Source organism: Lentzea waywayandensis (assembly GCF_900115955.1).
In the GTDB taxonomy this organism is placed as follows: domain Bacteria; phylum Actinomycetota; class Actinomycetes; order Mycobacteriales; family Pseudonocardiaceae; genus Lentzea; species Lentzea waywayandensis.
The window spans coordinates 1-23,342 of the sequence record NZ_FOYL01000001.1 but is presented as its reverse complement, the minus strand read 5'-3'; the positions used below and the strand labels follow the sequence as shown (position 1 = coordinate 23,342).

25 protein-coding genes and 1 pseudogene are annotated in these 23,342 nt (G+C 69.1%); 11 read left to right on the top strand and 15 right to left on the bottom strand.

All coding sequences use genetic code 11. From position 1 onward, the window contains the following. Positions 1 to 2 precede the first annotated feature (2 nt). Complete coding sequence (locus BM417_RS00135) at positions 3 to 521, bottom strand: FAD-dependent oxidoreductase (protein ID WP_093587671.1); 519 nt, start codon at positions 519 to 521, stop codon at positions 3 to 5. Positions 522 to 586: 65 nt separating this feature from the next. Here BM417_RS00135 and BM417_RS00130 point away from each other — a divergent pair, with 65 nt between their 5' ends. Further along, the gene (locus BM417_RS00130; protein WP_093587670.1) at positions 587 to 1,057 is read left to right on the top strand and encodes a GbsR/MarR family transcriptional regulator; all 471 of its coding nucleotides are present in this window, start codon (positions 587 to 589) and stop codon (positions 1,055 to 1,057) included. Here BM417_RS00130 and BM417_RS00125 read toward each other — a convergent pair. After that, a complete protein-coding gene (locus tag BM417_RS00125) occupies positions 993 to 1,544 on the bottom strand; it encodes a TetR/AcrR family transcriptional regulator (RefSeq protein WP_093587669.1) in 552 nt (183 codons plus the stop codon). The two genes, BM417_RS00130 and BM417_RS00125, sit on opposite strands and share 65 nt — an antisense overlap. Before the next feature lie 113 nt (positions 1,545 to 1,657). Between BM417_RS00125 and BM417_RS00120 the strand changes: the two genes are divergently transcribed. From BM417_RS00120 to BM417_RS00105, 4 genes are all read left to right on the top strand, one after another. After that, positions 1,658 to 2,602 (top strand): SDR family NAD(P)-dependent oxidoreductase, encoded by a 945-nt coding sequence (locus tag BM417_RS00120; RefSeq protein ID WP_093587668.1) that lies wholly within the window; start codon positions 1,658 to 1,660, stop codon positions 2,600 to 2,602. After that, positions 2,599 to 3,543, top strand: coding sequence for an SDR family NAD(P)-dependent oxidoreductase (locus tag BM417_RS00115; protein ID WP_093587667.1), 945 nt, complete (start codon positions 2,599 to 2,601; stop codon positions 3,541 to 3,543). The genes BM417_RS00120 and BM417_RS00115 overlap by 4 nt, the downstream gene beginning before the upstream one ends. Positions 3,544 to 4,186: 643 nt before the next feature. Beyond that, entirely contained in the window at positions 4,187 to 4,582 is a 396-nt protein-coding gene (locus BM417_RS00110) for a MerR family transcriptional regulator (RefSeq protein ID WP_093587666.1), read from the top strand. A 106-nt stretch (positions 4,583 to 4,688) separates the two neighbouring features. Continuing rightward, entirely contained in the window at positions 4,689 to 5,612 is a 924-nt protein-coding gene (locus BM417_RS00105; RefSeq protein ID WP_093587665.1) for a quinone oxidoreductase family protein, read from the top strand. Positions 5,613 to 5,615: 3 nt separating this feature from the next. On the opposite strand, the gene BM417_RS00100 is transcribed toward BM417_RS00105, so the two are convergent. Continuing rightward, positions 5,616 to 5,879 (bottom strand): hypothetical protein, encoded by a 264-nt coding sequence (locus BM417_RS00100; protein ID WP_143138442.1) that lies wholly within the window; start codon positions 5,877 to 5,879, stop codon positions 5,616 to 5,618. A gap of 379 nt (positions 5,880 to 6,258) precedes the next feature. Here BM417_RS00100 and BM417_RS00095 point away from each other — a divergent pair, with 379 nt between their 5' ends. Further along, entirely contained in the window at positions 6,259 to 7,302 is a 1,044-nt protein-coding gene (locus BM417_RS00095; protein ID WP_093587663.1) for a chitinase, read from the top strand. Here the strand turns inward: BM417_RS00095 and BM417_RS00090 are convergent. From BM417_RS00090 to adh, 6 genes are all read right to left on the bottom strand, one after another. Then, positions 7,299 to 7,685, bottom strand: a complete 387-nt coding sequence (locus BM417_RS00090; protein WP_093587662.1) for an SgcJ/EcaC family oxidoreductase — start codon at positions 7,683 to 7,685, stop codon at positions 7,299 to 7,301. The genes BM417_RS00095 and BM417_RS00090 overlap by 4 nt on opposite strands. Before the next feature lie 109 nt (positions 7,686 to 7,794). Then, positions 7,795 to 9,066, bottom strand: a complete 1,272-nt coding sequence (locus BM417_RS00085; protein ID WP_093587661.1) for an alpha/beta hydrolase family protein — start codon at positions 9,064 to 9,066, stop codon at positions 7,795 to 7,797. Between the two features lie 69 nt (positions 9,067 to 9,135). Further along, positions 9,136 to 9,987 (bottom strand): hypothetical protein, encoded by an 852-nt coding sequence (locus BM417_RS00080; RefSeq protein WP_093587660.1) that lies wholly within the window; start codon positions 9,985 to 9,987, stop codon positions 9,136 to 9,138. Next, positions 9,984 to 10,838 carry a hypothetical protein gene (locus BM417_RS00075; protein WP_093587659.1) on the bottom strand — a complete coding sequence of 285 codons (855 nt, stop codon included), beginning with the start codon at positions 10,836 to 10,838 and terminating at the stop codon, positions 9,984 to 9,986. Before BM417_RS00075 ends, BM417_RS00080 begins: the two co-directional genes overlap by 4 nt. Before the next feature lie 9 nt (positions 10,839 to 10,847). After that, a complete protein-coding gene (locus BM417_RS00070) occupies positions 10,848 to 11,198 on the bottom strand; it encodes a DUF779 domain-containing protein (protein ID WP_177320206.1) in 351 nt (116 codons plus the stop codon). Beyond that, entirely contained in the window at positions 11,198 to 12,721 is a 1,524-nt protein-coding gene (adh, locus tag BM417_RS00065; protein WP_093587658.1) for an aldehyde dehydrogenase, read from the bottom strand. Before adh ends, BM417_RS00070 begins: the two co-directional genes overlap by 1 nt. Positions 12,722 to 12,848: 127 nt before the next feature. On the opposite strand from adh, the gene BM417_RS00060 reads away from it, so the two are divergent. The 4 genes from BM417_RS00060 to BM417_RS00045 are packed head-to-tail and all read left to right on the top strand — an operon-like array spanning position 12,849 to position 16,060. After that, positions 12,849 to 13,973: a GAF domain-containing protein gene (locus BM417_RS00060; protein ID WP_093587657.1), complete on the top strand. Its 1,125-nt coding sequence runs from the start codon at positions 12,849 to 12,851 to the stop codon at positions 13,971 to 13,973. 24 nt (positions 13,974 to 13,997) lie between these two features. Continuing rightward, positions 13,998 to 14,747 (top strand): hypothetical protein, encoded by a 750-nt coding sequence (locus BM417_RS00055; protein ID WP_093587656.1) that lies wholly within the window; start codon positions 13,998 to 14,000, stop codon positions 14,745 to 14,747. A 45-nt stretch (positions 14,748 to 14,792) separates the two neighbouring features. Continuing rightward, entirely contained in the window at positions 14,793 to 15,536 is a 744-nt protein-coding gene (locus BM417_RS00050; RefSeq protein ID WP_143138441.1) for a DUF4397 domain-containing protein, read from the top strand. Then, positions 15,536 to 16,060, top strand: coding sequence for a class F sortase (locus tag BM417_RS00045; RefSeq protein WP_093587654.1), 525 nt, complete (start codon positions 15,536 to 15,538; stop codon positions 16,058 to 16,060). Before BM417_RS00050 ends, BM417_RS00045 begins: the two co-directional genes overlap by 1 nt. On the opposite strand, the gene BM417_RS00040 is transcribed toward BM417_RS00045, so the two are convergent. The 6 genes from BM417_RS00040 to BM417_RS00010 form a co-directional block, all read right to left on the bottom strand. Beyond that, complete coding sequence (locus BM417_RS00040) at positions 16,032 to 16,658, bottom strand: ABC transporter ATP-binding protein (RefSeq protein ID WP_093588494.1); 627 nt, start codon at positions 16,656 to 16,658, stop codon at positions 16,032 to 16,034. The two genes, BM417_RS00045 and BM417_RS00040, sit on opposite strands and share 29 nt — an antisense overlap. Continuing rightward, positions 16,652 to 17,554 (bottom strand): ABC transporter ATP-binding protein, encoded by a 903-nt coding sequence (locus BM417_RS00035; protein WP_218164273.1) that lies wholly within the window; start codon positions 17,552 to 17,554, stop codon positions 16,652 to 16,654. The genes BM417_RS00040 and BM417_RS00035 overlap by 7 nt, the downstream gene beginning before the upstream one ends. Further along, the gene (locus BM417_RS00030; protein ID WP_093587652.1) at positions 17,548 to 18,432 is read right to left on the bottom strand and encodes an ABC transporter permease; all 885 of its coding nucleotides are present in this window, start codon (positions 18,430 to 18,432) and stop codon (positions 17,548 to 17,550) included. Before BM417_RS00030 ends, BM417_RS00035 begins: the two co-directional genes overlap by 7 nt. After that, positions 18,425 to 19,399 carry an ABC transporter permease gene (locus tag BM417_RS00025; protein WP_093587651.1) on the bottom strand — a complete coding sequence of 325 codons (975 nt, stop codon included), beginning with the start codon at positions 19,397 to 19,399 and terminating at the stop codon, positions 18,425 to 18,427. Before BM417_RS00025 ends, BM417_RS00030 begins: the two co-directional genes overlap by 8 nt. Beyond that, complete coding sequence (locus BM417_RS00020) at positions 19,396 to 20,961, bottom strand: ABC transporter substrate-binding protein (RefSeq protein WP_093587650.1); 1,566 nt, start codon at positions 20,959 to 20,961, stop codon at positions 19,396 to 19,398. Before BM417_RS00020 ends, BM417_RS00025 begins: the two co-directional genes overlap by 4 nt. 298 nt (positions 20,962 to 21,259) lie before the next feature. Further along, positions 21,260 to 22,963, bottom strand: a complete 1,704-nt coding sequence (locus tag BM417_RS00010) for a dihydroxy-acid dehydratase (RefSeq protein ID WP_093587648.1) — start codon at positions 22,961 to 22,963, stop codon at positions 21,260 to 21,262. 81 nt (positions 22,964 to 23,044) lie between these two features. On the opposite strand from BM417_RS00010, the pseudogene BM417_RS00005 reads away from it, so the two are divergent. Next, a pseudogene (locus BM417_RS00005) lies at positions 23,045 to 23,342 on the top strand (helix-turn-helix domain-containing protein); the annotation flags it as partial.

The window sequence follows — 23,342 nt, the reverse complement described above, 5'->3', positions numbered from 1 at the left end:
GCTTACCGAACGCGGGTAAAGGTCCGCCTAACGGCGTGCGGCTTCAGAGTGGTTTCCCACCAAGCGAAAGCGGTGATGTCGTCGTGGTGGATGTCGAACGCGTCGGCGAGCAGCTCGGCGGCGCTGAGCGGGAGGCCGGTGTCGCGGACGGCGCGGTAGAGCAGGGCCACGTGGTCGCGGGACCAGGTTTCGAGGCACAGACCGGGTAATCGCTCCGCCTCGCAGCAAGGCTGGGCGCACACGACGATGTCGAACCACTCGTCGTCGTGGTCGTTGAACGCGACCGTGACGCCGAACCTGTCCGGGTGCAGCGCGGTGACCTTGCTGTGGCGGGTCTCGTAGTGCAGCGGATGGGGTAGCGCGGCGAGTCGTTTCGCGGCGTGGCGGTCCGGGCCGGTGATCACCACCGGTTCGTGGTGGGTGCCGTGGTCGAGCACGACCACGTCCCACGTGCTGCGGGCGAGCCTGAGTGCGGTGGCGAGGCCGGAGATGCCGGCCCCGACTACGAGTGCTGTGGCCATGACCAGCCCCTTCCCCTAGGATTGAGGCTAGCGAATGTTCAGAAATTTCTGAAGACAGGGTGACTGTGACGGGCGAGACAGAGCGCAGGGAGGCCGCAGAGCAGTTGGCGCTCACGCTGGTCGGTGCCGGGATGCAGCGGATGGGCGCGCGGGCGATCGCGGCGTTCCTGTTCTCGGAGGAGGAGTCGCTGACCGCGGGAGACCTGGCTCAGGAGCTGGGCGTGAGCGCGGGATCGGTGTCCGGTGCGATCAAGATGGTCGCCCAGATGGGCCTGATCGAGCGGATCTACGTCGCGGGCAGCCGGCGTGAGCACTTCCGGATGCGTGACAACGCCTGGACGACGCTGTACTCGCGGCAGCACTCGGTGGTCACCGACGTGCTGGACGCGGTGGAGAAGGGCGTCGGCGCGGTCGGGCCCGGTCGCGCGCACGACCGGCTGGAGTACATGCGGGACTTCTACACGTTCCTGATCAACGAGGCGCCGATGCTGGTGGAGCGGTTCGAGCAGCAGCGTCGTGGAGAACCCCGTTCATGATCAGGTCCAGCATCCGCTTCGCCTGAGCCGGGTCGCCGTTCTGCGCGACGCCGATCAGCAGCGCCATCAGGTCCATCGGCTCGGTCTTCGCGTTGAGAGGGGCGAGCAGGCTGGACACGGCCTCGGTCATCTTCGCGCGGCTGTGCTCGAACGGGTTGAGGCCCAGGGCGATCACGGCCTGCAGCGCGTCCTTGAGGTCGCGTTTCGTCGCGGCGTACGCGATGAAGCGGTCCATCCACTCCCGAAGTGCGGCTTCGGGTTCGTGGGTCTTGAGCAGCTCGGGCGCGGCGTCGCAGAGCTTCTCCAGCTCGGTGCGGTAGACCGCCTCGATCAACGCCTCGCGGGTGGGGAAGTGGCGGTACAGCGTGCCGATCCCGACGCCCGCCTTCTTCGCGATGGCGCCGAGCGTCGCGTCCTTCTCGTGGGTGAACGCGTCCAGCGCCACCTCGATCAGCAGCCCTCGGTTCCGGACCGCGTCTGCACGCACTTCATCACTCCTATGGGGTACGTCACTTGCTAAACGGAGGACTCTCCGTTTACGGTGGAACCCGAACCGGAGGAACCTCCGTTTCAGTGTACGACAGAGGTTGGGGAAATCAGATGAGTGAGCGCATCACCACCCCGTTCGGGTTCGGGAGCACCGCTCTCGAGGTCGTCGAGGGCGTCGACCTCTCGGGCCGTCGCGCCGTGGTCACCGGTGGGGCGTCGGGCATCGGCGTCGAGACCGTGCGGGCGCTGGCCGCCGCGGGCGCCGAGGTCACCATCGCGGCGCGCGACGTCGAGGCCGGCCAGAAGGTCGCCGCCGAGGTGTCCGCTTCCACCGGCAACAAGGCCGTTCTGGTCGCTCCGCTGGAGCTGACCTCGCAGGAGTCGGTCAAGGCCTTCGCCGCGGCGTGGGACGGCCCGCTGCACCTGCTGATCAACAACGCGGGCGTCATGGCCTCGCCGCTGACCCGCACGCCGGAGGGCTGGGAGCTCCAGTTCGCCACGAACCACTTCGGCCACTTCACGCTGACGCTGGGCCTGTTCGACGCGCTGCGCGCCGAGGGCGCCCGCGTGGTCAACGTCAGCTCGTCCGGCCACCTGTCGAGCCCGGTGGTGTTCGAGGACATCCACTTCGAGCGCCGCGAGTACGACCGCTGGCAGGCGTACGGCCAGTCCAAGACCGCGAACGTGCTGTTCGGCGTCGAGGCGGGCAGGCGCTGGGCTTCCGAGGGCATCACGATGAACGCCCTGATGCCGGGCGGAATCCTGACGGCGCTGCAGCGCCACATCTCGCAGGAAGAACTCCAGGCGCGCATCAAGCTGCGCGGCGGCGACAACCCGTTGCGGCTCAAGACGCCGGAGCAGGGCGCGGCCACCACGCTGGTACTCGCCGTGTCCCCCTTGGTGGAGGGCCGTTCGGGCCTCTACTTCGAAGACTGCAACGAGGCACTCCCCAACACCGAGGGCATGACCAACGGTGTCGCCGCCTACGCGGTCGACCCCGAGGCCGCTGCCCAGCTGTGGAAGGCCTCCGAGGAAACGCTGAAGGTGCAGGCATGATCACCACAGGATTCGGGTTCGACACGACGGCCCAGGAGGTCGCGAACACCGCGGACCTCGCCGGCCGCCGCGCCATCGTCACCGGCGGTGCCTCGGGCATCGGCGTGGAAACGGTGCGCGCCTTGGCGACCGCCGGCGCCGAGGTCACCATCGCCGCCCGCGACATCGACGCCGGCCAGCGCGTGGCGACGTCGCTCTCCAGGTCGACCGGCAACAAGCGGATCTCCGTGGCCCGCCTCGACCTGGCCTCCCAGGAGTCGGTGAAGGCGTTCGCCCGCAACTGGGACGGCCCGCTGCACCTGCTGATCAACAACGCGGGCGTCATGGCCACCCCGTTCACCCGCACGCCGGAGGGCTGGGAGCTCCAGTTCGCCACGAACCACTTCGGCCACTTCACGCTCACCCTGGGCCTGTTCAACTCATTGCGCGCCGAAGGCGCCCGAGTGGTGAACGTCAGCTCGTCCGCGCACCTGATGAGCGACGTCGTCTTCGACGACATCCACTACGCGCACCGCGAGTACGAACGCTGGCAGGCCTACGGCCAGTCCAAGACGGCGAACATCCTGTTCGGCGTGGAGGCAGGCGCCCGCTGGTCCGGCGAGGGCATCACGATGAACGCCCTCATGCCCGGCAGCATCGCCACGAACCTCCAGCGCCACCTCACGCCTGAGGAACTGCAGGAGCGCATCCGCCAAAGCGGCGCCGCGGCCACCCGCCGCCTGAAGACCCCGGAACAAGGCGCCGCGACCACGTTGGTCGTAGCCACCACGCCGCTGCTGGATGGCATCTCGGGCAGGTACTTCGAGGACTGCAACGAGGCCGCCCCGGTCTCGGGTGGCAGCCACCTGCGTGGCGTCGCACCGTACGCGCAGGACCCGGAGGCAGCGGCCCAGCTGTGGAAAGTCTCCGAGGAGACGCTCTGGTCGCTGAAGGCGGCCTGAGCGGTCCGCCGCCCAGTTCAGCGCCCCCGTGAACGTCTTGTCGCCGGGCTCCGGCTCGTCGTCGCGGAGGTGGTGGACCGCCCGCTTCCGGCAAACCGGGGGCGGGCCGTGAGGCGGCGCGGCCGAGGTGGCGGCGTGAGTTCTGAGGTGACGCGTCCCTGGAGTCGCAGGCAGGAGCGCCGCCACTGCCTGAGAACGTCGCGTCGCGTCGCGTCGCGGCTCGCGTCGCGGCTCGCGGCTCGCCTCGCGTCGCGGCTCGCCTCGCGTCGCGGCTCGCTTCGCGTGCGGTGAACTCCGCTGCGATCCTGCACGTGTCGGCGGCTTTCGATCTGATCGCAGGCGTTCCCACCTGATCTGGGGACCGTTCGCAGGATCCGCGACCAGATGATCCGCGAGATCGTTCTGTCGGCCTGATCGGACCCCGCCTGATCAGACCCTGTGCTGCACCGTTCACGCTTCCTTCGGATGTGCCGCCGTGATGCGCGTCGGGCACCGGCCACTCGGATCAGTTAGTCATCAGCGGTAGCCGTTGGGGCACAACACAAGTTGAACGCCAGCTCGTGTTCCCGCTTCATGTCGGGTGTGCGCAGCCGCAGGGCCAGGGCCACAATCCTGCCGGCCGTGGCGGAGTAGGTTCGGAGAAATGCGGATCGGCGAGCTGTCCAAGCGCACGGGCGTGAGTCCGCGCTCACTGCGGTACTACGAAGAGCAGGGGCTGCTGACCAGCTCACGCTCCGACACGGGGCAGCGGCACTACTCCGATGCCGAGGTCGACCGCGTGTCGCTCATCCGGCAGCTGTTCGACGCGGGTCTGCCCAGTCGGGTGATCGCGACTGTGCTGCCGTGCGTGGACCTCCCCGGCGACCTGGGCGTCGCCGAGGAGACGTACGCGGCGATGATGCGCGAGCGCGACCGGATCGACGCCGACATCGCGCACCTGATCGAGGAACGGGACGCACTCGACGTTCTGTTGAAGATCAACAGCCGCCACCGGGCGGAGCTGTCCGCGATGCCGGAACCGGTGGCGCAGCCGGCCTGACGCTGTGACCTGCGCCTCAGCCGCTTGCCCTTTACATCGATGTCAGGGGTGAGGGTGGTGACAGGGCCCGGAACCACCGGGCCGGTCACCCTGGAGGCGGCAGAAAATGGGACAGGCATTGGGTTTCGGCAGGAATGGCGGGCCCGAGGTGCAGGAGTTCTTCGATCGCCCCGATCCCGTCCCCGGTCGTGGCGAGGTGCTGATCCGGGTCGAGGTCGCCGGCGTGAACCCCCTCGACCACCTCGTGCGCTCGGGTCTGGTCCCTGGGCTCGACGGCGGGCGTCCGTTTCCTCGCGTGCTGGGCATGGAGGCAGCGGGAACCGTCCTCGCCCTGGGCGAGGACGTCGACGGGCTCGAGGTGGGGGACGCGGTCTTCGGTTTCGCACTCACCGGTGGCGGCACCTACGCCGAGACGACGGTGCTGTCCGCAGCGAACACCGCGCGCGTCCCGGCGGGCCTGTCCGCGATCGTGGCGGCAACGCTGCCGGTGGCCGGGACAACTGCGGTGGACGTGCTCGACCAGCTCGGCCTCCCGGCCGGTGCCACGGTGCTGGTCAACGGAGTCGGCGGCGGGGTCGGTCTCGCCGTCGCCCGGCTGGCCGTCGAACGCGAGCTGCGGGTGATCGGCACCGGGAGCACCGCCAAGCGCGAGCACGCCGAAGCCATCGGGGTGCGGTTCATCGACTACGCCACCGAGGACGTGGTCGCCGCGGCGCGCGAGCTGGTTCCGGACGGCTTCGACGGGATCGTCGACCTGGTCGGGGCCGCCTCGCTGCGGACGGTCGCGCCGCTGGCCAGGGATCCCCGCGCCGTCATCGCCGTGGGGGATGCGTCGGTGGCCGATCTCGGTGGACGTTTCGTCGAACGTCGCCTCGACCGTGAGAACCTGGAACGGTCAGCCCGGCTGGCCGTCGACGGAGTCCTCGCACCCGTGATCACCGCGGTCCACTCGCTCTCCGACGCACCGGCTGCCCTCGCCGCCGTCGAGAACGGTCACGCTTCGGGCAAGGTCGTCATCAAGGTGGCGTGAGAGCTATCGGAGCATCTCACCCGAGGTCGGGTCGTCTACCAGGCGGAAGAGGTCGCGCGTCGGGTGCACGTCGACCGGGATGCTCGTTCCGACCTCGACGATCTTCTCGCCGTGGACGAGGTGGCTCGTGGCGAACGGCGGTGGGCCCGGCGCGGCGACCAGTATCTGGACCCTGGTGCAGCGGTCCTCGCCGCACCACACGCGCTTGGCGGACGTGACCTGACCTGACCCAGGACGCGCACGTCGGCCGTGTCCAGAACACGCCACACGCGCTGCTCCCAGGCGGTGCCGACGATGGCGACCACAGTGACAGCGGTCAGGCCGAGGCCGGTCACGACGACGGCAGGCTTGTCGTCGTCAGGGACGTGCCCGCTCAAGGCGGCTGCCAGGGCCAGGGGATCGGCCAGCATGACGGCGAACCCGAGCGCGGTCCAGAACAGCTGATGGAAGAAGACCGGCGGGCGACTCACCGGGCCTTCGGCCTCGGGTGCTCGGGTGCTCGGGTGCCTAGCCAAGCGGCCGAACCTTGATGTCTTGAACGGCGGTCTTGGTCCGGTGCCGGGCGCTCAGGGGCTCCCGGTAGAGGTCTGGACCATTTCGTGCTTCAATGACAGTGGGTCGCCGCCTGTAAGCGAAAGGTGAGCGAATGTCTGCCCGCTTGTTGCTGAGGGCACTGACCGCCCTGCTTCTGCTCATGAGCACCGTGCTCATCCCGTCCGCTGCCCAGGCGGCCGACACCTGCGCGCTCAAGCCCCGCCCGGCAGGCAAGGTCCTGCACGGGTACTGGGAGAACTGGGACGGCGCCTCGAACGGGGTTCACCCGCCGTTCGGCTGGACGCCGATCACCGACAGCCGCATCAAGCAGCACGGCTACAACGTGATCAACGCGGCGTTCCCCGTGATCCGCTCCGACGGCACCGTGCTGTGGGAGGACGGCATGGACGTCGGGGTGAAGGTCGCCACGCCTGCCGAGATGTGCGCGGCGAAGGCGGCCGGGGCCACGATCCTGTTGTCGATCGGTGGCGCGGCGGCGGGTATCGACCTGAGCTCGGCCGCCGTGGCCAACCGGTTCGTCGCGACGGTGGTGCCGATCCTCAAGAAGTACAACTTCGACGGGATCGACATCGACATCGAGACCGGGCTGGTCGGTAGCGGCAACATCAACTCGCTGTCGGCCTCGCAGGCCAACCTGATCCGCATCATCGACGGCGTGCTGGCGGCGATGCCGGCCGGGTTCGGGCTCACCATGGCGCCGGAGACCGCGTACGTGACGGGTGGCAGTGTCGCGTACGGCTCGATCTGGGGTGCGTACCTGCCGATCGTCAAGAAGTACGCGGACAACGGCCGCCTGTGGTGGCTGAACATGCAGTACTACAACGGTTCCATGTACGGCTGCGCCGGCGACAGCTACTCGGCCGGGACCGTGCAGGGGTTCGTGGCGCAGACGCAGTGCCTGAACAAGGGGCTGGTCGTGCAGGGCACCACGATCAAGGTGCCCTACGACAAGCAGGTTCCCGGCCTGCCCGCGCAGCCCGGTGCCGGCGGCGGTTACCTGAACCCCACGCTGGTGGGGCAGGCGTGGAACAGCTTCGGCGGCCAGCTCAAGGGCCTCATGACCTGGTCGATCAACTGGGACGGGTCGAAGAACTGGACCTTCGGCGACAAGGTGAAGTCGTTGCAGGGCCGTTAGAGCACGATGGTGTTCTGCCCGGCGGCGATCTTCCACAATCCGTCCTCTTTGGACAGGACGTAGAGCGGTGAGCCCTCGTTCTGGTCGGGGATCACGGTGCCGTCGGGCTTCACCGGACGCTGGCGGATCTTGACGGCCGCCACGTCCGGGCGGATGAAAAGGACGTGCGCCACCTCGTACGTGGCGGTCGACTCCTTCGTCGCGCCGGGCAGGACCTGACGGGTGAAGGCGGCGATCTCGTCGCGGCCGGTGAGGCGTTTGCCGTGCGCGGTCGTCCAGATCGCGTCGGCGCGGAACAGGCCGATGAACTCCTCGGCTAGCTCGTTCTGCTGCGAGTGCTGGACTGTGGCGACGAGGTCTTCGATTTCCGCGATGTCGGTCATGGTGAAGATCGTCGTACCTCGACCAATGTAGAGGTCAAGGGTGAAACCGAGGCCCGGCCGCGCACAGCGTGATGGAGGCGGTGTGCACGGCCGGGCCTTCTTCACCGGGTCACTCGCGGGGTGCGACCCGAGACTCGTAGGACTTCGGCTTGTACCAGGGGTTGTAGAAGCAACCCGTGCCGTACTTCCTGTCGTGGCTGGGGCAGGCCGCCGCGATCAGGAAGGCGTTGGAGCGGATGCCCCACTTCTCCCAGGCCTCCAGCGACTGCATGGCCGCGGCGTACTCGGAGTCGCTGAACGCGCTGTGCGTGGCCTCGGTCGTGAAGGTCTGCACGAGGTTGTACCAGCGCCCGGCCTTCGTCACGACGTCCCTGTAGGCCGACTCGTGCTCCACGAACGCGGTCGGGTCGCCGATCGCGTGCACCGACAGCACCGGAATGTCGATCTTGCCGGTGAGGTCGCTGTCGTAGGCGAGCTCGGCACGGGCGGCGGGGTCGGCGGCGAAGCGTTCGACGCCCGCGTTCAGCGCCTTGTCGTCGTGCGAACCCTTGTACACCACACCGGTGTTGCTGAACGGGTTCCTGTCGCCCAGGCGGAGGTGCACGATGTCGCGGAACGTGAACGTCGCGAAGTTCAGGTGCGAGTTCAGCGTCTCCTCGGGGATCTTCGTGACCGTGAGGATGTCGTTGAGCTTCTGCTGCTGCTCGGGCGTGCGGCTACCGGCCACGCCAAGGCATTCCTCGATCCGGCCGCGCAACCCGGCGGTCGTCATCGTGGAACCGGGCCGCAGGCCCTGCCACAGCGGGTACTGCGCCTCGGACGGCCGCGGGTGGTTGCCGCAGTAGTACTGGTAGACCACGCGCAGATCGACGCGGTAGTCGTACCCGCGCGAACCGCCAGCCATCACGCCACTCGTGAGCAGCGCCGCGTCAAAACCCTTGTACAGCTCGATGGTCTTGGCCGCGACGTTGCCGCCCCACGACTGCCCGTGGATGTACACCTTGTGCGGCTTGAGCATCGCGCTGACCATCTTGCGCAGGTTGTCGGTGTCCTCAGCTGCCATCCGCGTGCCGTAGCCGCCGCGCCGGTACGAGGTGCCCGCCCACGCGTAGCCCTCCTTGACCATGACCGACCAGCGGTTCAGGTCGTCACGCGTGCGCTCCGGCGTGGGGTCGCCCAGGTCAGGGCCGCCGTGCGAGTGCACGACCAGCGTCTTGTTCCACTTCTTCGGCACGGCGATCGTGTAGTACGCGCCGTTGGGGTCCCGGCCCTCGTAGCAGGTGGTGCCGGCGGGGACGTTCGCCGGGCACGGTGCGGTCGGGGGCAGATGCACCGGCGACGTGAGACTCGCGGTGAGTGCGAATGCCAGCAGGACGTTCATGGCGGGAATCGTGAGTCCAGCTCAACAAGTGGTCCAGTTCACTCACCCAAACTTGGGATTTCCCTGACGTTACGAGCGAGTCACGCGGCGGAAGCGGGCGCTGTTCAGCACGTGCCGCGCCCACGCGTGGTCGGCAGGGTCGTCGTACACGCACGTCACGACGAGCATCTCGCCGAACCGTGCGACGTGGCCGTGGAACTCGTGCCGTGTCACGCCCTCCGAACTGGCCGTGAGCCACAACGCGTGCCGCAGCTCGACACCGTCGCGCACGAGGAACTGCTGCTCCTCAGGCACGTCCGGCGCGCCCTCCAGAGCCAGCTCCAGGAACTTCTCGGCCGACGTTCCGATGGCCCTGCGGACGTCCACGAACACGGCGCGGCCAGGACCGGCGAAGCGCAGACCCTCGTCGAGCACGTGCGGGGTGAGGCCCGCGGTCCGTTCGATGCTCCACTGGCCGGGCAGCTTCTGCCGGATCGAGACCGGCAGCTCGACCAGGTAGCCGCTGAGCACCTCGTCGCGGTCCCAGGTCGTGCCGAGCAACGGGTGCTCGACGTATTCGGGCAGGTCATCGGGCTCGCGGACCTCGGCGACCACCTCGGCGCCGCGCAGGCCGTCCCACGGCTTGATGTCGTGCGCGAACGTGCCGGTGAACCTCAGCGAGGCGTAGCCGGGGCCGTCCCACGAGTCGGCCGCGTGCCGGGCGTCGCCGGGATCGACTCGCATCCAGGCGCCGAACCACAGCTCCAGGTCACCGGTCAGCTCGACCGGAAGCACGCACCGGGCGAACGCGGCGTCGTCGGTCAGCAGGACGTTGCCGCCGGCCAGGAACGAGGGGGAGCGGACACCGGGTGGCAGGCCGAGGTCCAGGTCGATGGCGCCGGAGTCGTCGGTCTCGGTGCCGCAGCACGCGCAGGCCGTCACCCGATGTACCGGACGCTGTTGAGCACGTGCTGCGCCCACGCCTTGTCTGCCGGATAGCGATATACGCAGCGCACGGAGATCATCGTGCCGGGACGGACGACGTGACCGTGGAACACCTGTTCCTCATGGCCGTCGATCACCTCGCTGAGCCAGAACGCGTGACGCAACTCGGGGCCGTCGTGCGAGACGGAGTGCTCGGCGCTCGCCGGGTAGCCGTCGAGGACCGCGCCCAGGAAGTCGCTCACGCTGCCGCCGGTGAGGTCGGCGTAGACGTCGAGCGCCACCCGGCGGTCCGGGCTCGTGAACCTGACCGTGCGGCCGTCGACCACACAGCGCATGCCGTCGGTGCGTTCGATGGACCAGACCTCGCCGAGGGTCTCGCGGACGGGGATCGGCAACGGGTGCCGGATGCGGCACAGCACCTCGTCGCGGTTCCATTCCCGCTCCAGCACCGGGTGCGAGGTGAAGTACGGCAGCTCGTCGATGTTGAGCACCGCGGCCTCGACGGGCACGCCGAGCAGGTCCCACGGCTTGATCACGTTCGCGAACGTGCCGGAGATCCGCAGGTTCGCGTACTCGTCGTCGTTGTCCCACACGGCGTGCGCGTACATCGCGTCGACTTTGCTGATCTGCGTCCACGCGCCGAACACGAGCTCGGTTCCGCCGGTCAGCCGAACCGGGAGCAGGCAACGGATGTAGGAGTCGCCGTCCGGTCCGACGAGCAGCCCGCCTGTGGGCGCGCCGAGTTGCTCGCCGGGCACGCCGAGCAGTTGCTCCGGACGGTTGAGCCTGTAGTCGATGCGGTCCGTAGAGGTGATCTCGGCTCCGCAGCATCCGCATTGGACGGTCATGCGCAGATGCTAAAGCTCCTCGTCGGTCAACAGTCGAGAGCGTACGAGAAAACGTATTCCAAGCGGTGCCTCCAGCGAGAAACCGCTCCCACGACCAGGCACCACGTCGATCGTCAGGTGCGTGTGGCTCCAGTACTCGAACTGCGCGGCGGACATCCACACAGGAATGACGAACTCGTCCACCGCGAGGTCCCCGAGGTGCACGTCGGACGAACCGGTGCGGAACTCCCCGGCCAGGTAGCACATCGGCGCGGAGCCGTCGCAGCAGCCGCCGGACTGGTGGAACATCAGGTCGCCGTGATCGGCCCTGAGGCCGCGGAGAACGTCCGCGGCCTCAGGGGTCAGTGCGACGCGGGGCATCAGAAGAAGCCCAGGGCGTTCGGGGAGTAGCTGACGAGCAGGTTCTTGGTCTGCTGGTAGTGGTCGAGCATCATCTTGTGGTTCTCGCGGCCGATGCCGGACTGCTTGTAGCCGCCGAACGCCGCGTGCGCCGGGTAGGCGTGGTAGTTGTTCACCCACACGCGGCCCGCCTGGATGTCGCGGCCGGCGCGGTAGGCGACGGAACCGTCGCGTGACCACACGCCCGCGCCCAGGCCGTACAGGGTGTCGTTGGCGGTCTTCATGGCGTCGTCGTAGTCGGAGAACTGGGTGACCGACACGACCGGGCCGAAGATCTCCTCCTGGAAGATCCGCATCTTGTTGTCGCCCTCGAAGATCGTCGGCGTGACGTAGTAGCCGCCGGACAGTTCGCCGCCGAGGTCGGCGCGCTCGCCGCCGGTCAGCACGCGGGCGCCTTCCTGCTTGCCGATGTCGATGTAGGACAGGATCTTCTCGAGCTGGTCGTTGGACGCCTGCGCGCCGATCATCGTGTCGGTGTCGAGCGGGTGGCCCTGCTTGATCGCGCGGGTCCGTTCCACGGCGTCGCCCATGAAGCTGTCGTAGATGTCGCTCTGGATCAACGCCCGCGACGGGCACGTGCAGACCTCGCCCTGGTTCAGCGCGAACATCGTGAAGCCTTCGAGTGCCTTGTCGTAGAAGGCATCCCGCTGCGCGGCCACGTCGGCGAAGAACACGTTCGGGGACTTGCCGCCGAGCTCCAGCGTGACGGGGATGATGTTCTCGCTGGCGTACTGCATGATCAACCGGCCGGTGGTCGTCTCGCCGGTGAACGCCACCTTCGCGACGCGGCGCGAGGACGCGAGCGGCTTGCCCGCCTCGACGCCGAACCCGTTGACGATGTTCAGCACGCCCGGCGGGATGAGGTCGGCGATCAGTTCCATCAGGACGTGGATCGACGCCGGGGTCTGCTCGGCCGGCTTGAGCACGATCGCGTTGCCCGCGGCCAGGGCGGGCGCGAGCTTCCAGACCGCCATCAGGATCGGGAAGTTCCACGGGATGATCTGCGCGACGACGCCCAGCGGTTCGTGCAGGTGGTAGGCGACCAGGTCCTCGTCGATCTGCGAGATGCCGCCCTCCTGGGCCCGCAGCACGCCCGCGAAGTAGCGGAAGTGGTCGACGGCGAGCGGCAGGTCGGCCGCCAGCGTCTCGCGGACCGCCTTGCCGTTGTCCCACGTCTCCGCGACCGCGAGCATCTCGAGGTTGGCCTCGATGCGGTCGGCGATCTTGTTGAGCACGTTCGCGCGGTCCGCGACCGACGTCCTGCCCCACGCGCGGGCGGCGCCGTGGGCCGCGTCCAGCGCGCGTTCGACGTCCTCGGCGGTGCCGCGGGCGATCTCGGTGAAGTCCTCACCGGTGACCGGGGTGGGGTTGGCGAAGTACTGGCCCTTGGCGGGCGGCACGTACTCGCCTCCGATGAAGTGGTCGTACCGGTCGCGATAGGTGATCACGCTGTCCGGTTGTCCTGGAGCCGCGTACTTCGCCATGGGGCCTGCCTCCCGCGTCGTTGCGAACAGGCGGTGAACGTAGAACCGGCAACGTTTCACCCACGTTGCATCCGATCGGAGCAACCGCAGGCTTGCCGGTGCGGTGCACGGGCTGCATCCTGGACCAATGGACCCAGTCGAGCTGGGTGCCGCGCGTCCGGTGATCTTCGAGTCGTGGCGGCGCTCCCTTGCCGCGCGCGTCGACCCGGACAGGCACGAGGCGCCGGTCGTCTACGCGCCGGACGAGGTCGCCGACCTGCGCGGCGCGCATCCGCTCGCCGCGACCGTGCCGCTGCTCACGCACACGCTGTCGATGGACGACACGATCATGATCGTCACCGACACCCGCGGTCACATCCTGTGGTGCGAGGGCGACAACCGGGTCCGCCACACCGCCGAACGCGTCCACCTCACCGAGGGCTCGCGCTGGAGCGAGGACGTCATCGGCACGAACGCGATGGGCACGGCGCTGGCGACCGGCAGGTCCGTCACCGTGCACTCCCGCGAACACCTCGTGCGCACCTACCACGGCTGGACGTGCGCGGCGAGCCCGATCCACGACCCCCACACGGGGCTGCTGCTGGGCGTAGTCGACGTCAGCGGGCCGTTGAAGACCATGCACCCGGCCGTCGCGCAGCTCGTGTCCGCGGCCGCCCGGCTGGCCGAGCACCACCTGGGGCAGTTCGCGCCACGGCAGCACGTGCTGACGCTGAACTTCCTGGGCGGGGTGCACGCCGATCTCGACGGACGGCCGCTGGGGCTGACGCTGCGCAACGCGGAGGTGCTGACGGCGCTCGCGCTGCACCCCAAGGGACTGACAGCGGAGCAACTCGCATTGTTGCTCTATGGTGAACGGGGGAACCCGACCACGGTCCGCGCGGAGCTGCATCGGCTGCGTGCGCAGCTCGGTGGTGTCCTGTTGACGAGGCCATATCGGCTCGATGCGGTGGTGCGCGGCGACTTCCTCGACGTGCGGACTGCGTTGCGATCCGGCGACGCGGGCAAGGCCACCCGGCACTACAGCGGTGATCTGCTACCCCGTTCGGACGCTCCGGTGGTCCGCGAGGAGCGGATCGATCTCGCCGCGGCGGTGCGCAAGGGCGTGCTGGAGCGGGGAGACCTCGACGCGCTGCTGTCGTTCGCGGACAGCGGGGAGGACGCCGAGGTGCTCGAACGCCTGCACCTGCTGCTCCCGGTCACCGATCCTCGTCACGCTCTCGTCTCCTCGCGCCTGCGAAGGGCGCTGGAATAGGCTTTCCCGCAAGGGGAGGGCAAAGTGAAGCAGTGCATCAACTGCATGACCCGGTTGCCGCGCAAGGATGTCACCGAGGTCGCGTGGTGTTCTTTGTGTGCGCCGTGCCTGCAAGTCGTGTCCGACCAGATGAAGGTGATGCACGACAGGCCTGGCGGTGCGCCCGTGCAGATCCAGCAGTGCGGGTGGTGCGGCGTCGCGCGCTCGTGCGGCGTCGGCTGGCGCACGAGGTGCCTGGTGTGCCTGGACGACAGGTCGGTGCCGGACCCGGCGGTGCAGAAGATCGCGCACCGGCTGGAGCTCGACGGCACCTGGCGGGAGAACTCGGAGTTCATCGCAGCGACGACCGTGAAGGTTCGCCTGGCCAAGTACTTCCGGCCCGGCTGGACGGTGCTCGCGACGGACGTGCACGGGTTGCCGTGGACCGGGTTCCGCTGGCTGACCAAGTCGCACGGTACGTGGGGACGCGACGACGAGACCGGGGAAGTGCGGCAGCTCAAGCGCTTGCGCGGCGAGGAGAACCTGCTCTACCTGGTGCGATACGGGAAGGTGCTCAAGTTCGGGCGCGGGACCGCGGACCGGGCGAGCGCGCACGTCGCGCAGGGCGCGGTGCCGGTCCTCGTGCTGTCCGCGCCGAGCCAGCAGGTCGTCGTCGCCAGGGACCGGCTCAAGCGCGCGCATCGCAGTGAGATGGTGTCGCAGCGGACACCGGTGGACCTGTTCGCGGTGCTGCCGGACGGGGTGGACGTCACTGATCAGTTCCCACGGAGCTGATCAGCCGAGTTATCGTGGACACCTCCAGTGAGGGGAGGTGTCCACGTGCGAGTGCTCGCTGTTGTGCTGTTGCTGCTGCTCACAGCCATGCCCGCGCAAGCCGCCACAGGCACGTACGTGCGCCTGGGACACTTCTCGATGGACCAGGCACGCGTCGATGCCACGCTCGACGGCGTCAAGCTCGGCACCCTCGACTACGCCGAGCTCTACGAGTACCGCCGTGTCGAGGCGGGGGAGCACGTCGTCGACTTCCGCACGGCCGGGGCCGATCCCGGGAGCCCGGTGCTGCGGTCGGTGCTCGTGCAGGCGGGCGCCGGCAAGGCGTACACGGTCATCGACATCGCGTCCTCGATGAAGGTCCTCGAGGACGACGTCAGCCTGCCGCCGAACGGCCAGGCGCGGCTGCGCGTGATCAACGCCGGCGACGCCGAGATGGACCTGCTGCGCGGCAGCGTGTTCGTGCACCGCAACGTGCAGGCGACCTCCACGACCGGCTACGTCGTGATGCTGCCCGGCTCGGACGGGCTCCAGGTGCTGCCGCGTGGGAAGGACTCCACGACGCTGGAGGCCACGCTCGAACCCGGTGGCGTCTACTCGTTGCTGGTCAGCGCCCGGCGGATCGAGCTGCGCACCGACGCCAAGGGCGCCGAGGTCGTGCCCGGCGGCGGGCAGGAGACCGGGTTCGGCGGCATGGCGGGCGGCTGGGACTGGCTCACGGCGCTGGTGATCGCGCTGATCGTGGGCGTCGCGATGTTCTCGGTGCGCGGCCGGCTGTTCCGGTTCGGCTGATGGCCAAGGGCAAGCTCCTGATGGGAGCGGCCGTGCTGGTCACGCTGATCTACGTGGTCAAGGGGCCTGGCGCGGACGAGGTGCCGGAACCGGTGACGGTGCTGATCCCGTCGATCGGGGTCGACACGTCGCTGGAGGCGTTGAAGGTGGACTCCGCCGGCGTGCTGGAGCCACCGACGCGCGCGGACAAGGCCGGGTGGTACGCCAAGGGCGTCGCGCCGGGGGACGCCGGTCCGGCGGTGATCGCGGGGCACGTCGACTCGAAGACCGGGCCTGGAGTGTTCTTCCGGCTGCCTGAACTGCAGCCCGGCGCCGAGGTGCTGGTCGAGCGCGAGGACGGCAGCAAGCTCACGTTCGTCGTGAGCAGCACCCACACGACCGAGAAGACCGCGTTCCCGACGGACGCCGTGTACGGGCCGACGCCGTTGTCGGAACTGCGGCTGGTGACGTGCGGGGGCGAGTTCGACCGGGTCGCGGGCAGCTACCGGAACAACGTCATCGTGGACGCGGTGCTGAAAGTCTGACGGTCTCGTCCGCCCACCTCGTCAGCAACGTGGCGTCGTGCGAGATCGCGAGAACACCCGCGTTCGATTCACGTTGGTAGGCGCGGATCACGCCGACCAGCGCGGCCGTCGTGGAGGCGTCCAGCATCGTCGTCATCTCGTCGCAGATCAGGTAGCGCGGGTTCAGCGCGAGCGCGCGGGCCAGGCAGGCGCGTTGCAACTGGCCGTCGCTGACCTCGTGCGGACGGCGGCCCAGCAGGTCGTCGGTGAGCATCACCAACGAGGCCAGTTCCTCGACTCGGTCCTGGTTCTTCAACGGCTCCGCGATCGCCTGACGGAGGGTGAAGCGCGGGTCGACCGACAGCCTGGGCTGCTGGAACAGCACACCGATCCTGGTGCGCTGGACGGCCTGGAACCGGAACCCGGTGACGGTCTCGCCGTCGATCTCCACGGTGCCGCCGAACGGCTTGTGCAGCAACGCGAGCACACGGGCCAAAGTGGACTTCCCTGACCCGCTCGGGCCGGCCAGGCCGACCGTCCGTCCTGGCTGGACGGTCAGGCTGACGTCGGTGATCACCGGTTCGCGGTAGCCGGCGGTGACGCCGTTCGCGGTCAGCACGGGCGGTGGCACGCGACGGCGTGCGGGTCGTCGGTGAGCACGGGGCGGTCCTCGCAGATCGCGGTGGCCTGCTCGCAGCGCGGGGCGAACGCGCAGCCCGCGGGCAGGTCGGTGAGCAGGGGCGGCTGGCCGGGAATCGGCAGGAAGTCCCGTTCCGGCAGGGCGTTGGCGAGTCCCCGGCTGTACGGGTGCTTCGCGTTGTCGAGCACCTCGTGCGCCGGGCCGACCTCCACGATCCGTCCCGCGTACATCACCGCGATCCGGTCGGCGATCCGGTGCGCCGCCGCGAGGTCGTGCGTGATCAGCAGAACGGCGTGGCCGTCGTCGACCAGCCTGCGGAACTCGTCCAGCAGCCCGTCCACGAGATCGCGGTCGAGGCCGGTCGTCGGTTCGTCGGCGATCAACAGCCACGGGTCGCCGACCAGCGCCAACGCGTTCGCGACGCGTTGCGCCATGCCACCGGACAGCTCGTGCGGGTAGCGGTCGAGGTGCTCAGGGAGCAGACCGGCTCGTTCAGCCGCCTGGAGAGCGTCGCCGCCGAGGACCCGCGCGGCCTCTTCGAGCTGCGAACGCGCGGTGCGGACCGGCGTCAGGTGGCTCGCCGGGCTCTGCGGGATGAGGCCGATCTGCCGGCCGCGGATCGTGGTCGCGAGCTCGTGGTCGCTCGCCGCGAGCAGGTCCACGTCGCCGAGCCGCGCGCTGCCGCTGGTCTCCGCGTTGCCCGGCAGGAACCCGAGCAACGCCGAGGCCAGCACCGTCTTGCCGCAGCCGCTCTCGCCGACCAGCGCCACGCACTCGCCGGGCCGGATCCGCAACGACACGTCGTTCACGGCCTCGACGGTCGCGCCCTTGAGCGCGAACCGCACCGACACCCGGTCGATCTCCAGGTTCACCACGTCAACTCCGTGCGCCGCTTGGGGTTCAGCCGATCCCGCCACACGCCGCTCACCCCGGACACCGCCAGCGTCGTGATGATCAGCAGCAGTCCTGGCGCCAGCGACATCCACCAGCCGCCGATGAGCAACGAGCGCTGGGCGTCGTTGATCATGTTGCCGATGCTGGCCGCGTGCGGCGGCAGACCGAGGCCCAGGAACGACAACGCCGTCTCGTGCCACACGGCGTGCGGCACCATCAGCGTGGTGGCGAGCAGGACCTGCGGGGCGACGTTCGGCAGCAGATGCCGGGTCATCACCTGAAGTCTCGAAGCGCCACCGACGATCGCCGCGTCGATGAACGGCCTGGTCCGCAGCGACAGCACCTCCGACCGCACGATCCGGGCGGCGGTGAGCCAGTGCGTCAGCGCGATCGAGATGATCACGGCGGACAGACTCGGCCGCAGGATCGCGACGATCACGATGCCCAGCAGCAGGTGCGGCACCGACGCGATCGCGTCGACCACCCGCATCAGGATCCGGTCGAACCAGCCGCCGATCGATCCCGCCAGGGCGCCGACCGCGGTGCCGACCAACGCGGAGATCAGCGCGGCGACCACACCGACGGTGAGGGAGACCCTGAGCGCGTAAACGCAGCGCAGCAGGACATCGCGACCCAGTTCGTCGGTGCCGAACAGGTGCGCGGCGGACGGCGGCTGGTTGGCGATCGCGAGGTCGACGTACTGCTCGTTGAGCTCCACGACCAGCGGCACGATCAGGACGACCAGCGCGACGACGGCGAGGATGATCGCGGAGGGCAGCAGCCGCCAGCGAGGCGAGCGCGGCGGGCTCGCGGCGGTGAGGCGGCTGCGCGGGGCAGGACGCCAGAGCAGGTCAGCCATCGAGCGCCACCCTCGGGTCGGCCAGCGCGTACAGGACGTCGGCCAGCAGGTTGCCCAGCAACACCACACCCGTCGCCATCACGGTCAACGCGCCCAGCAACGCGAAGTCGACGTTCAGCGCCGCCTCCACCGTTGCCCGCGCGATGCCCGGCCACGAGAACACCGTCTCCACCAGCAACGCCCCGGTGATCAGCTCGGGCAGTCGTGCGCCGAGGAGCGTCAGGAACGGCAGCAGCGAGGTGCGCAAGGCGTGCCCCGACACCACCAGGTGGTCGGGCAGCCCGCGAGCTCGCGCGCCGATCACGTGGTCCTGCGTGAACGATTCGAGGAGGTTCTGCCGCACGAACAACACGAACCACGGCGCCTGCGAGATCGCCAGCACCGCCACCGGCAGGACCATGTGGACGGCGACCCCGCCGACGGACACCGGTTCGGAGCCCGTGGTCACACCGCCGCCCGGCAACCACCGCAGCTGGAGCGCGAAGATGTACAGCACCGCCAGGCCGAGCCAGAAGACCGGCGCCGCCTCCAGCGCGTAGCAGCTGCCCGTGATCGAACGGTCGAGCCACGAGCACTGACGCCATGCCGCGAGCGTGCCCAGCACCAGGCCGAGCACCAGTGCCAGTGTGAAGCCGACCGACACCAGCAGCACCGTCCACCCGAGACGGTCGCCGATCACCGCCGACACGGGTTGCTGCAACGACAGCGAGTCACCGAGGTCGCCTGCCAGAGCGTGCCGCAGCCAGGCCCAGTACTGGGCGACGACGGGCTCGTCCACGCCCCAGTTCTCGCGCAGCTGAGCCACGCGTTCCGGGGAGGCGCCGATGATCCGGACACCGAAGTAGCGTTCGACCGGGTCGAACGGGCTGGCCTTGGCCAGCACGAACAGCGCGAAGCTGACCACGAGCAGGACCGGGACCGCGAAGGCCAGCCGCCGCAACGCGGCCAGGCCGATCGACCGGGTCATGACTTCGGTGTCCAGCGCTCGAGGTTCCACCACACCGCGTGCACGAGGCCGTGGTCGTGCGGCTCGACCTGGGTCTCCTGGCCGTTCCACTTGTCGCGCAGCACGTAGGTGTGGTCGAGGAACACCAGGAACGCCCAGCCGGGATCGGCCGCGTAGGCCGTCTGGAACTCGTCGTAGGCCTTCTTGCGGGCGGCCGGGTCGAGGCTGCGTCGCGCCGTGTCGAGTGCGGTGTCCACAGTGGAGTTCCTGTACAGCGTCATGTTGACGTAGCCGGACTGGCCCGCGTAACGGGAGTGCAGCAACGTGTACGCCGCCGTGTCCGGGTCGTACGGGTCGCCGCCGCCCCACACCGCCGCCGCTTCCTTCTGGCGTTGCAGCATGATCTCGAACGTCGTGGCCTCGACCGGGGCGTCGATGCCGAGCTTCGCGATGTCGGAGGCCGTCGCGAGAGCCAGTTCCTTGCGCAGCACGTCCGGCGCGGGGTAGAGCACCGGCAGCTTCGCGGGCTGGCCGTCCTTCGTGCGCTTGCCGTCCGCGCCCTTGCGCCACCCGGCCTCGTCGAGCAGCTTCTCGGCCTCGGCCAGGTCGTAGCCGAACGCGGAACCCGCGCTGTACCAGTCCTTCAGGTACGGCGAGATCGGCGTGGAGGCGGGCCTGCCGGAGCCGGCCAGCACGGCGTCGATCATGGCCTGGCGGTTGATGCCGAGGTTGATCGCGCGCCGGACCTGCGGGGACGAGGTGAGCGGCAGTTCGGACGGGATGCCGAGGCCGCGGTAGTCGGCGGACGGGTTCTGCACGACCTTGTAGCCGGACCGGTCGCGGTAGGTCTGGGCGAGCTTGGGCGGCAGCACCGTCCCGTCGAACTCGCCTGCGGCCATGCGGGTCGCGCGAGCGTTGTCGTCCGGCACGAAGACCACGGTCACGGACTTGATCGCGGGCGCGCCGCCCCAGTACTTCTCGTTGGCCTTCAACACCATCCGGTCGCCCTTGCGCCACGACTCGACCGTGTACGGGCCGGTGCCGACCGGTGCGGTGTTGAACGGCGCGCTGTTGATGTCCGTGCCCGCGAGCTTCGCGGCGGGCACGATGCCGAGCGCGAGCTGCTGCGCGAACGGGGCGTACGGGTAGGAGAGCCTGAACTCGACGGTGCCCGCGTCGACCGCCTTCACCTCGGTCAGCGCGTCGAACCGGGAGGCGATCGTGGAGTTCACCTTCTTGTCCAGCACGGACCTGTAGGTGAACACGACGTCGTCGGCGGACACCGGCGTGCCGTCCGAGAAGGTGATGTCCTTGCGCAGCTTGGCCGTCCACGTCAGGCCGTCCGCCGACGCGGTGGGCAGTTCCGCGGCCAGCGCCGGTTTCAGGGCCAGCGAGGCGTCCCGCGTCACGAGCCCGTCGAAGATCTTCGCGGCGCCGTCCGGGGCGTAGCCGAGCACGGGGTTGAGGTTCTCCGGCTCACTGCCCGCGCCGATGACGATCGACGTGGCCGATCCGGTCGTCGCGCCGTCGGGAGACGAGCACCCCGCCACCAGAACGAGGGCCGCCAGAACAGCTCGCCGCATGCAGATCCTCCCCAGAAGTCCGTGTTGCCGGGTGCAGCTAACAGCAAGGGAGTTGCAATAGGCAAGATCTTGCATTTGTGCGTTCAAGTCGGACTCATGCCAGCATCAAGGACATGAACAACGGAGTGCACACCCACGAGCACAGTCACGGCGACACGACTCACACGCATCCGCATGGGGAACACGCGCACGATCACGTCGAGCATGAGCACACCCATACGCACGACGGAGAAACGCACTCACACACGCACGTGCACGACGCGGGTCACGTCGAGGAACACGAGCACGCGCACTGAGTTCAGTGTGACTCGCGGGTGACGTCGCTACCGCTGGAGCCGACCAGGAAGTCCAGGTCGGCTCCGGTGTCGGCGCCCAGGACGTGGTCGACGTAGAGCCGTTCCCAGCCGCGTTTCGGTGCCGCGAACGCCGACGTCGTCGCCGCGTTCGGCGTACGGGACAGGAAGTCCGGTGCCTCCACGTCGATGCGGCGGTTCTCCACGTCCAGCACGATGACGTCGCCCGTGCGGACCAGCGCGAGTGGTCCGCCTGCCGCCGCCTCCGGTGCCACGTGCAGGACAACGGTTCCGTACGCGGTGCCGCTCATGCGCCCGTCGCAGATCCGGACCATGTCGCGCACGCCCTGTTCCAGCAGCTTCTTCGGCAACGGCATGTTCGACACCTCGGGCATCCCCGGATAGCCGCGCGGGCCGCAGCCCCGCAGCACCAGCACGGAGTCCGCGTCCACGTCGAGATCCGGGTCGTCGATGCGGGCGTGGAAGTCCTCGATGCTGTCGAACACGACGGCCTTGCCCCGGTGCTGCAACAGATGCGCCGACGCGGCCGCCGGTTTGATCAAAGATCCTGATGGCGCCAAATTGCCGCGCAGCACCGCGATCCCGCCCTCGGCGATGATCGGTTCGCTGCGGCTCCTGATCACCTCCGGCTCCCAGATCGGCGCGTCGTCCAGGTAATCGACCAGCGGGTTGCCGGTGACGGACAAGGCCTCCGGATCGAGCAGGTCGCGGACCTCCCGCAGCACGGCCAGCAGCCCGCCCGCGCGGTGGAAGTCCTCCATCAGGAACCGGCCCGCCGGCTGGAGGTCGACCAGCAACGGCACACCGGAGCCGATGCGGTCGAAGTCGTCCAGCGTCAGGTCGATGTTCAGACGCCCGGCGATCGCGAGCAGGTGCACCACGGCGTTGGTCGAGCCACCGATCGCCGCCAGCGCCACGATCGCGTTGTGGAAGTTCGCCTTCGTGAGGAACGTGCTGGGACGCCGGTCCTTCTCGATCAGCTCGACGATCAGCCGCCCGGTGCCGTGCGAGGCCTCCAGCAGCCTGCTGTCCGGCGCCGGGGTGCCCGCCACGCCGGGGACGACGGTGCCCAGCGCCTCCGCGACCAACGCCATCGTCGACGCCGTGCCCATCGTGTTGCAGTGACCGCGGCTGCGGATCATCGAAGACTCCGAGCGGACGAACGCCTCCTGCGACAACGTGCCGGCGCGCACCTCCTCGGACAGCCGCCACACGTCCGTGCCGCAGCCCAGGGGAGTGCCGCGGAACGTGCCGGTCAGCATCGGCCCGCCGGGCACCACGACCGCCGGGATGTCGACGGACGCGGCGGCCATCAGCAGTGCCGGAATCGTCTTGTCGCACCCGCCGAGCAGCACCACGCCGTCCACGGGGTTGGCGCGCAGCATCTCCTCCGTGGCCATCGCGGCCATGTTGCGCCACAGCATCGCGGTCGGGCGGACGTTCGTCTCGCCCAGCGACACGACGGGCAGGTTGAGCGGGATGCCGCCCGCCTCGTACACGCCGTTGGAGACGGATTTCGCGACCTCGTTCAGGTGCGCGTTGCACGGGGTCAGGTCGGAGGCGCTGTTGGCGATCGCGATCTGGGGACGGGAGAAGGCGTCGTCCGGGACGCCACGCCGCATCCAGGCCCGGTGGATGTAGGCGTTGCGGTCCTGACCTGCGTACCAGTGCTCGCTGCGTAGTCCCACTGCGCGCCTCCTAGCGTCCTCTCCGACCCTAGTAGTGTGTCGCTGCTTAGTTTTGATGCATGTGGCTGGGAGGCTGTTGTCATGGCCTCCCAGTTGAAACGGCCGGTCACGTTGTCGGCGCGGGATCGTGAAGAACTGCTCCGGCTGACCACCACGGGCGTGCACTCGGCGTCGGCGATCCGGCGGGCGCGGGTGCTGCTCGCGCTGGATACCTCGGTGGGTGAGCCTGATCCGAAGGAAGTGATCGCGGCCCGGCTCGGGGTCTCGGGTGAGATGCTGCGGCTGGTCGCCAGGCGGTTTGCCGAGACCGGCGGCGACATTCAGGCCACGATCGGCCGTAAGAAGCGTGCTCTTCCGCCGGTGCCGTCCCCGGTGACCG

Bases quoted from the DNA above. Each gene is read 5' to 3' on its own strand.
- BM417_RS00090 (WP_093587662.1), bottom strand. From the start codon at position 7,685: ATGACCGACATCGCGGAAATCGAAGACCTCGTCGCCACAGTCCAGCAC.
- BM417_RS00075 (WP_093587659.1), bottom strand. From the start codon at position 10,838: ATGACCGTCCAATGCGGATGCTGCGGAGCCGAGATCACCTCTACGGAC.
- BM417_RS00120 (WP_093587668.1), top strand. From the start codon at position 1,658: ATGAGTGAGCGCATCACCACCCCGTTCGGGTTCGGGAGCACCGCTCTC.
- BM417_RS00030 (WP_093587652.1), bottom strand. From the start codon at position 18,432: ATGGCTGACCTGCTCTGGCGTCCTGCCCCGCGCAGCCGCCTCACCGCC.
- BM417_RS00135 (WP_093587671.1), bottom strand. From the start codon at position 521: ATGGCCACAGCACTCGTAGTCGGGGCCGGCATCTCCGGCCTCGCCACC.
- BM417_RS00115 (WP_093587667.1), top strand. From the start codon at position 2,599: ATGATCACCACAGGATTCGGGTTCGACACGACGGCCCAGGAGGTCGCG.
- BM417_RS00105 (WP_093587665.1), top strand. From the start codon at position 4,689: ATGGGACAGGCATTGGGTTTCGGCAGGAATGGCGGGCCCGAGGTGCAG.
- BM417_RS00045 (WP_093587654.1), top strand. From the start codon at position 15,536: ATGGCCAAGGGCAAGCTCCTGATGGGAGCGGCCGTGCTGGTCACGCTG.
- BM417_RS00020 (WP_093587650.1), bottom strand. From the start codon at position 20,961: ATGCGGCGAGCTGTTCTGGCGGCCCTCGTTCTGGTGGCGGGGTGCTCG.
- BM417_RS00095 (WP_093587663.1), top strand. From the start codon at position 6,259: ATGTCTGCCCGCTTGTTGCTGAGGGCACTGACCGCCCTGCTTCTGCTC.
- BM417_RS00110 (WP_093587666.1), top strand. From the start codon at position 4,187: ATGCGGATCGGCGAGCTGTCCAAGCGCACGGGCGTGAGTCCGCGCTCA.
- adh (WP_093587658.1), bottom strand. From the start codon at position 12,721: ATGGCGAAGTACGCGGCTCCAGGACAACCGGACAGCGTGATCACCTAT.
- BM417_RS00085 (WP_093587661.1), bottom strand. From the start codon at position 9,066: ATGAACGTCCTGCTGGCATTCGCACTCACCGCGAGTCTCACGTCGCCG.
- BM417_RS00025 (WP_093587651.1), bottom strand. From the start codon at position 19,399: ATGACCCGGTCGATCGGCCTGGCCGCGTTGCGGCGGCTGGCCTTCGCG.
- BM417_RS00070 (WP_177320206.1), bottom strand. From the start codon at position 11,198: ATGCCCCGCGTCGCACTGACCCCTGAGGCCGCGGACGTTCTCCGCGGC.
- BM417_RS00060 (WP_093587657.1), top strand. From the start codon at position 12,849: ATGGACCCAGTCGAGCTGGGTGCCGCGCGTCCGGTGATCTTCGAGTCG.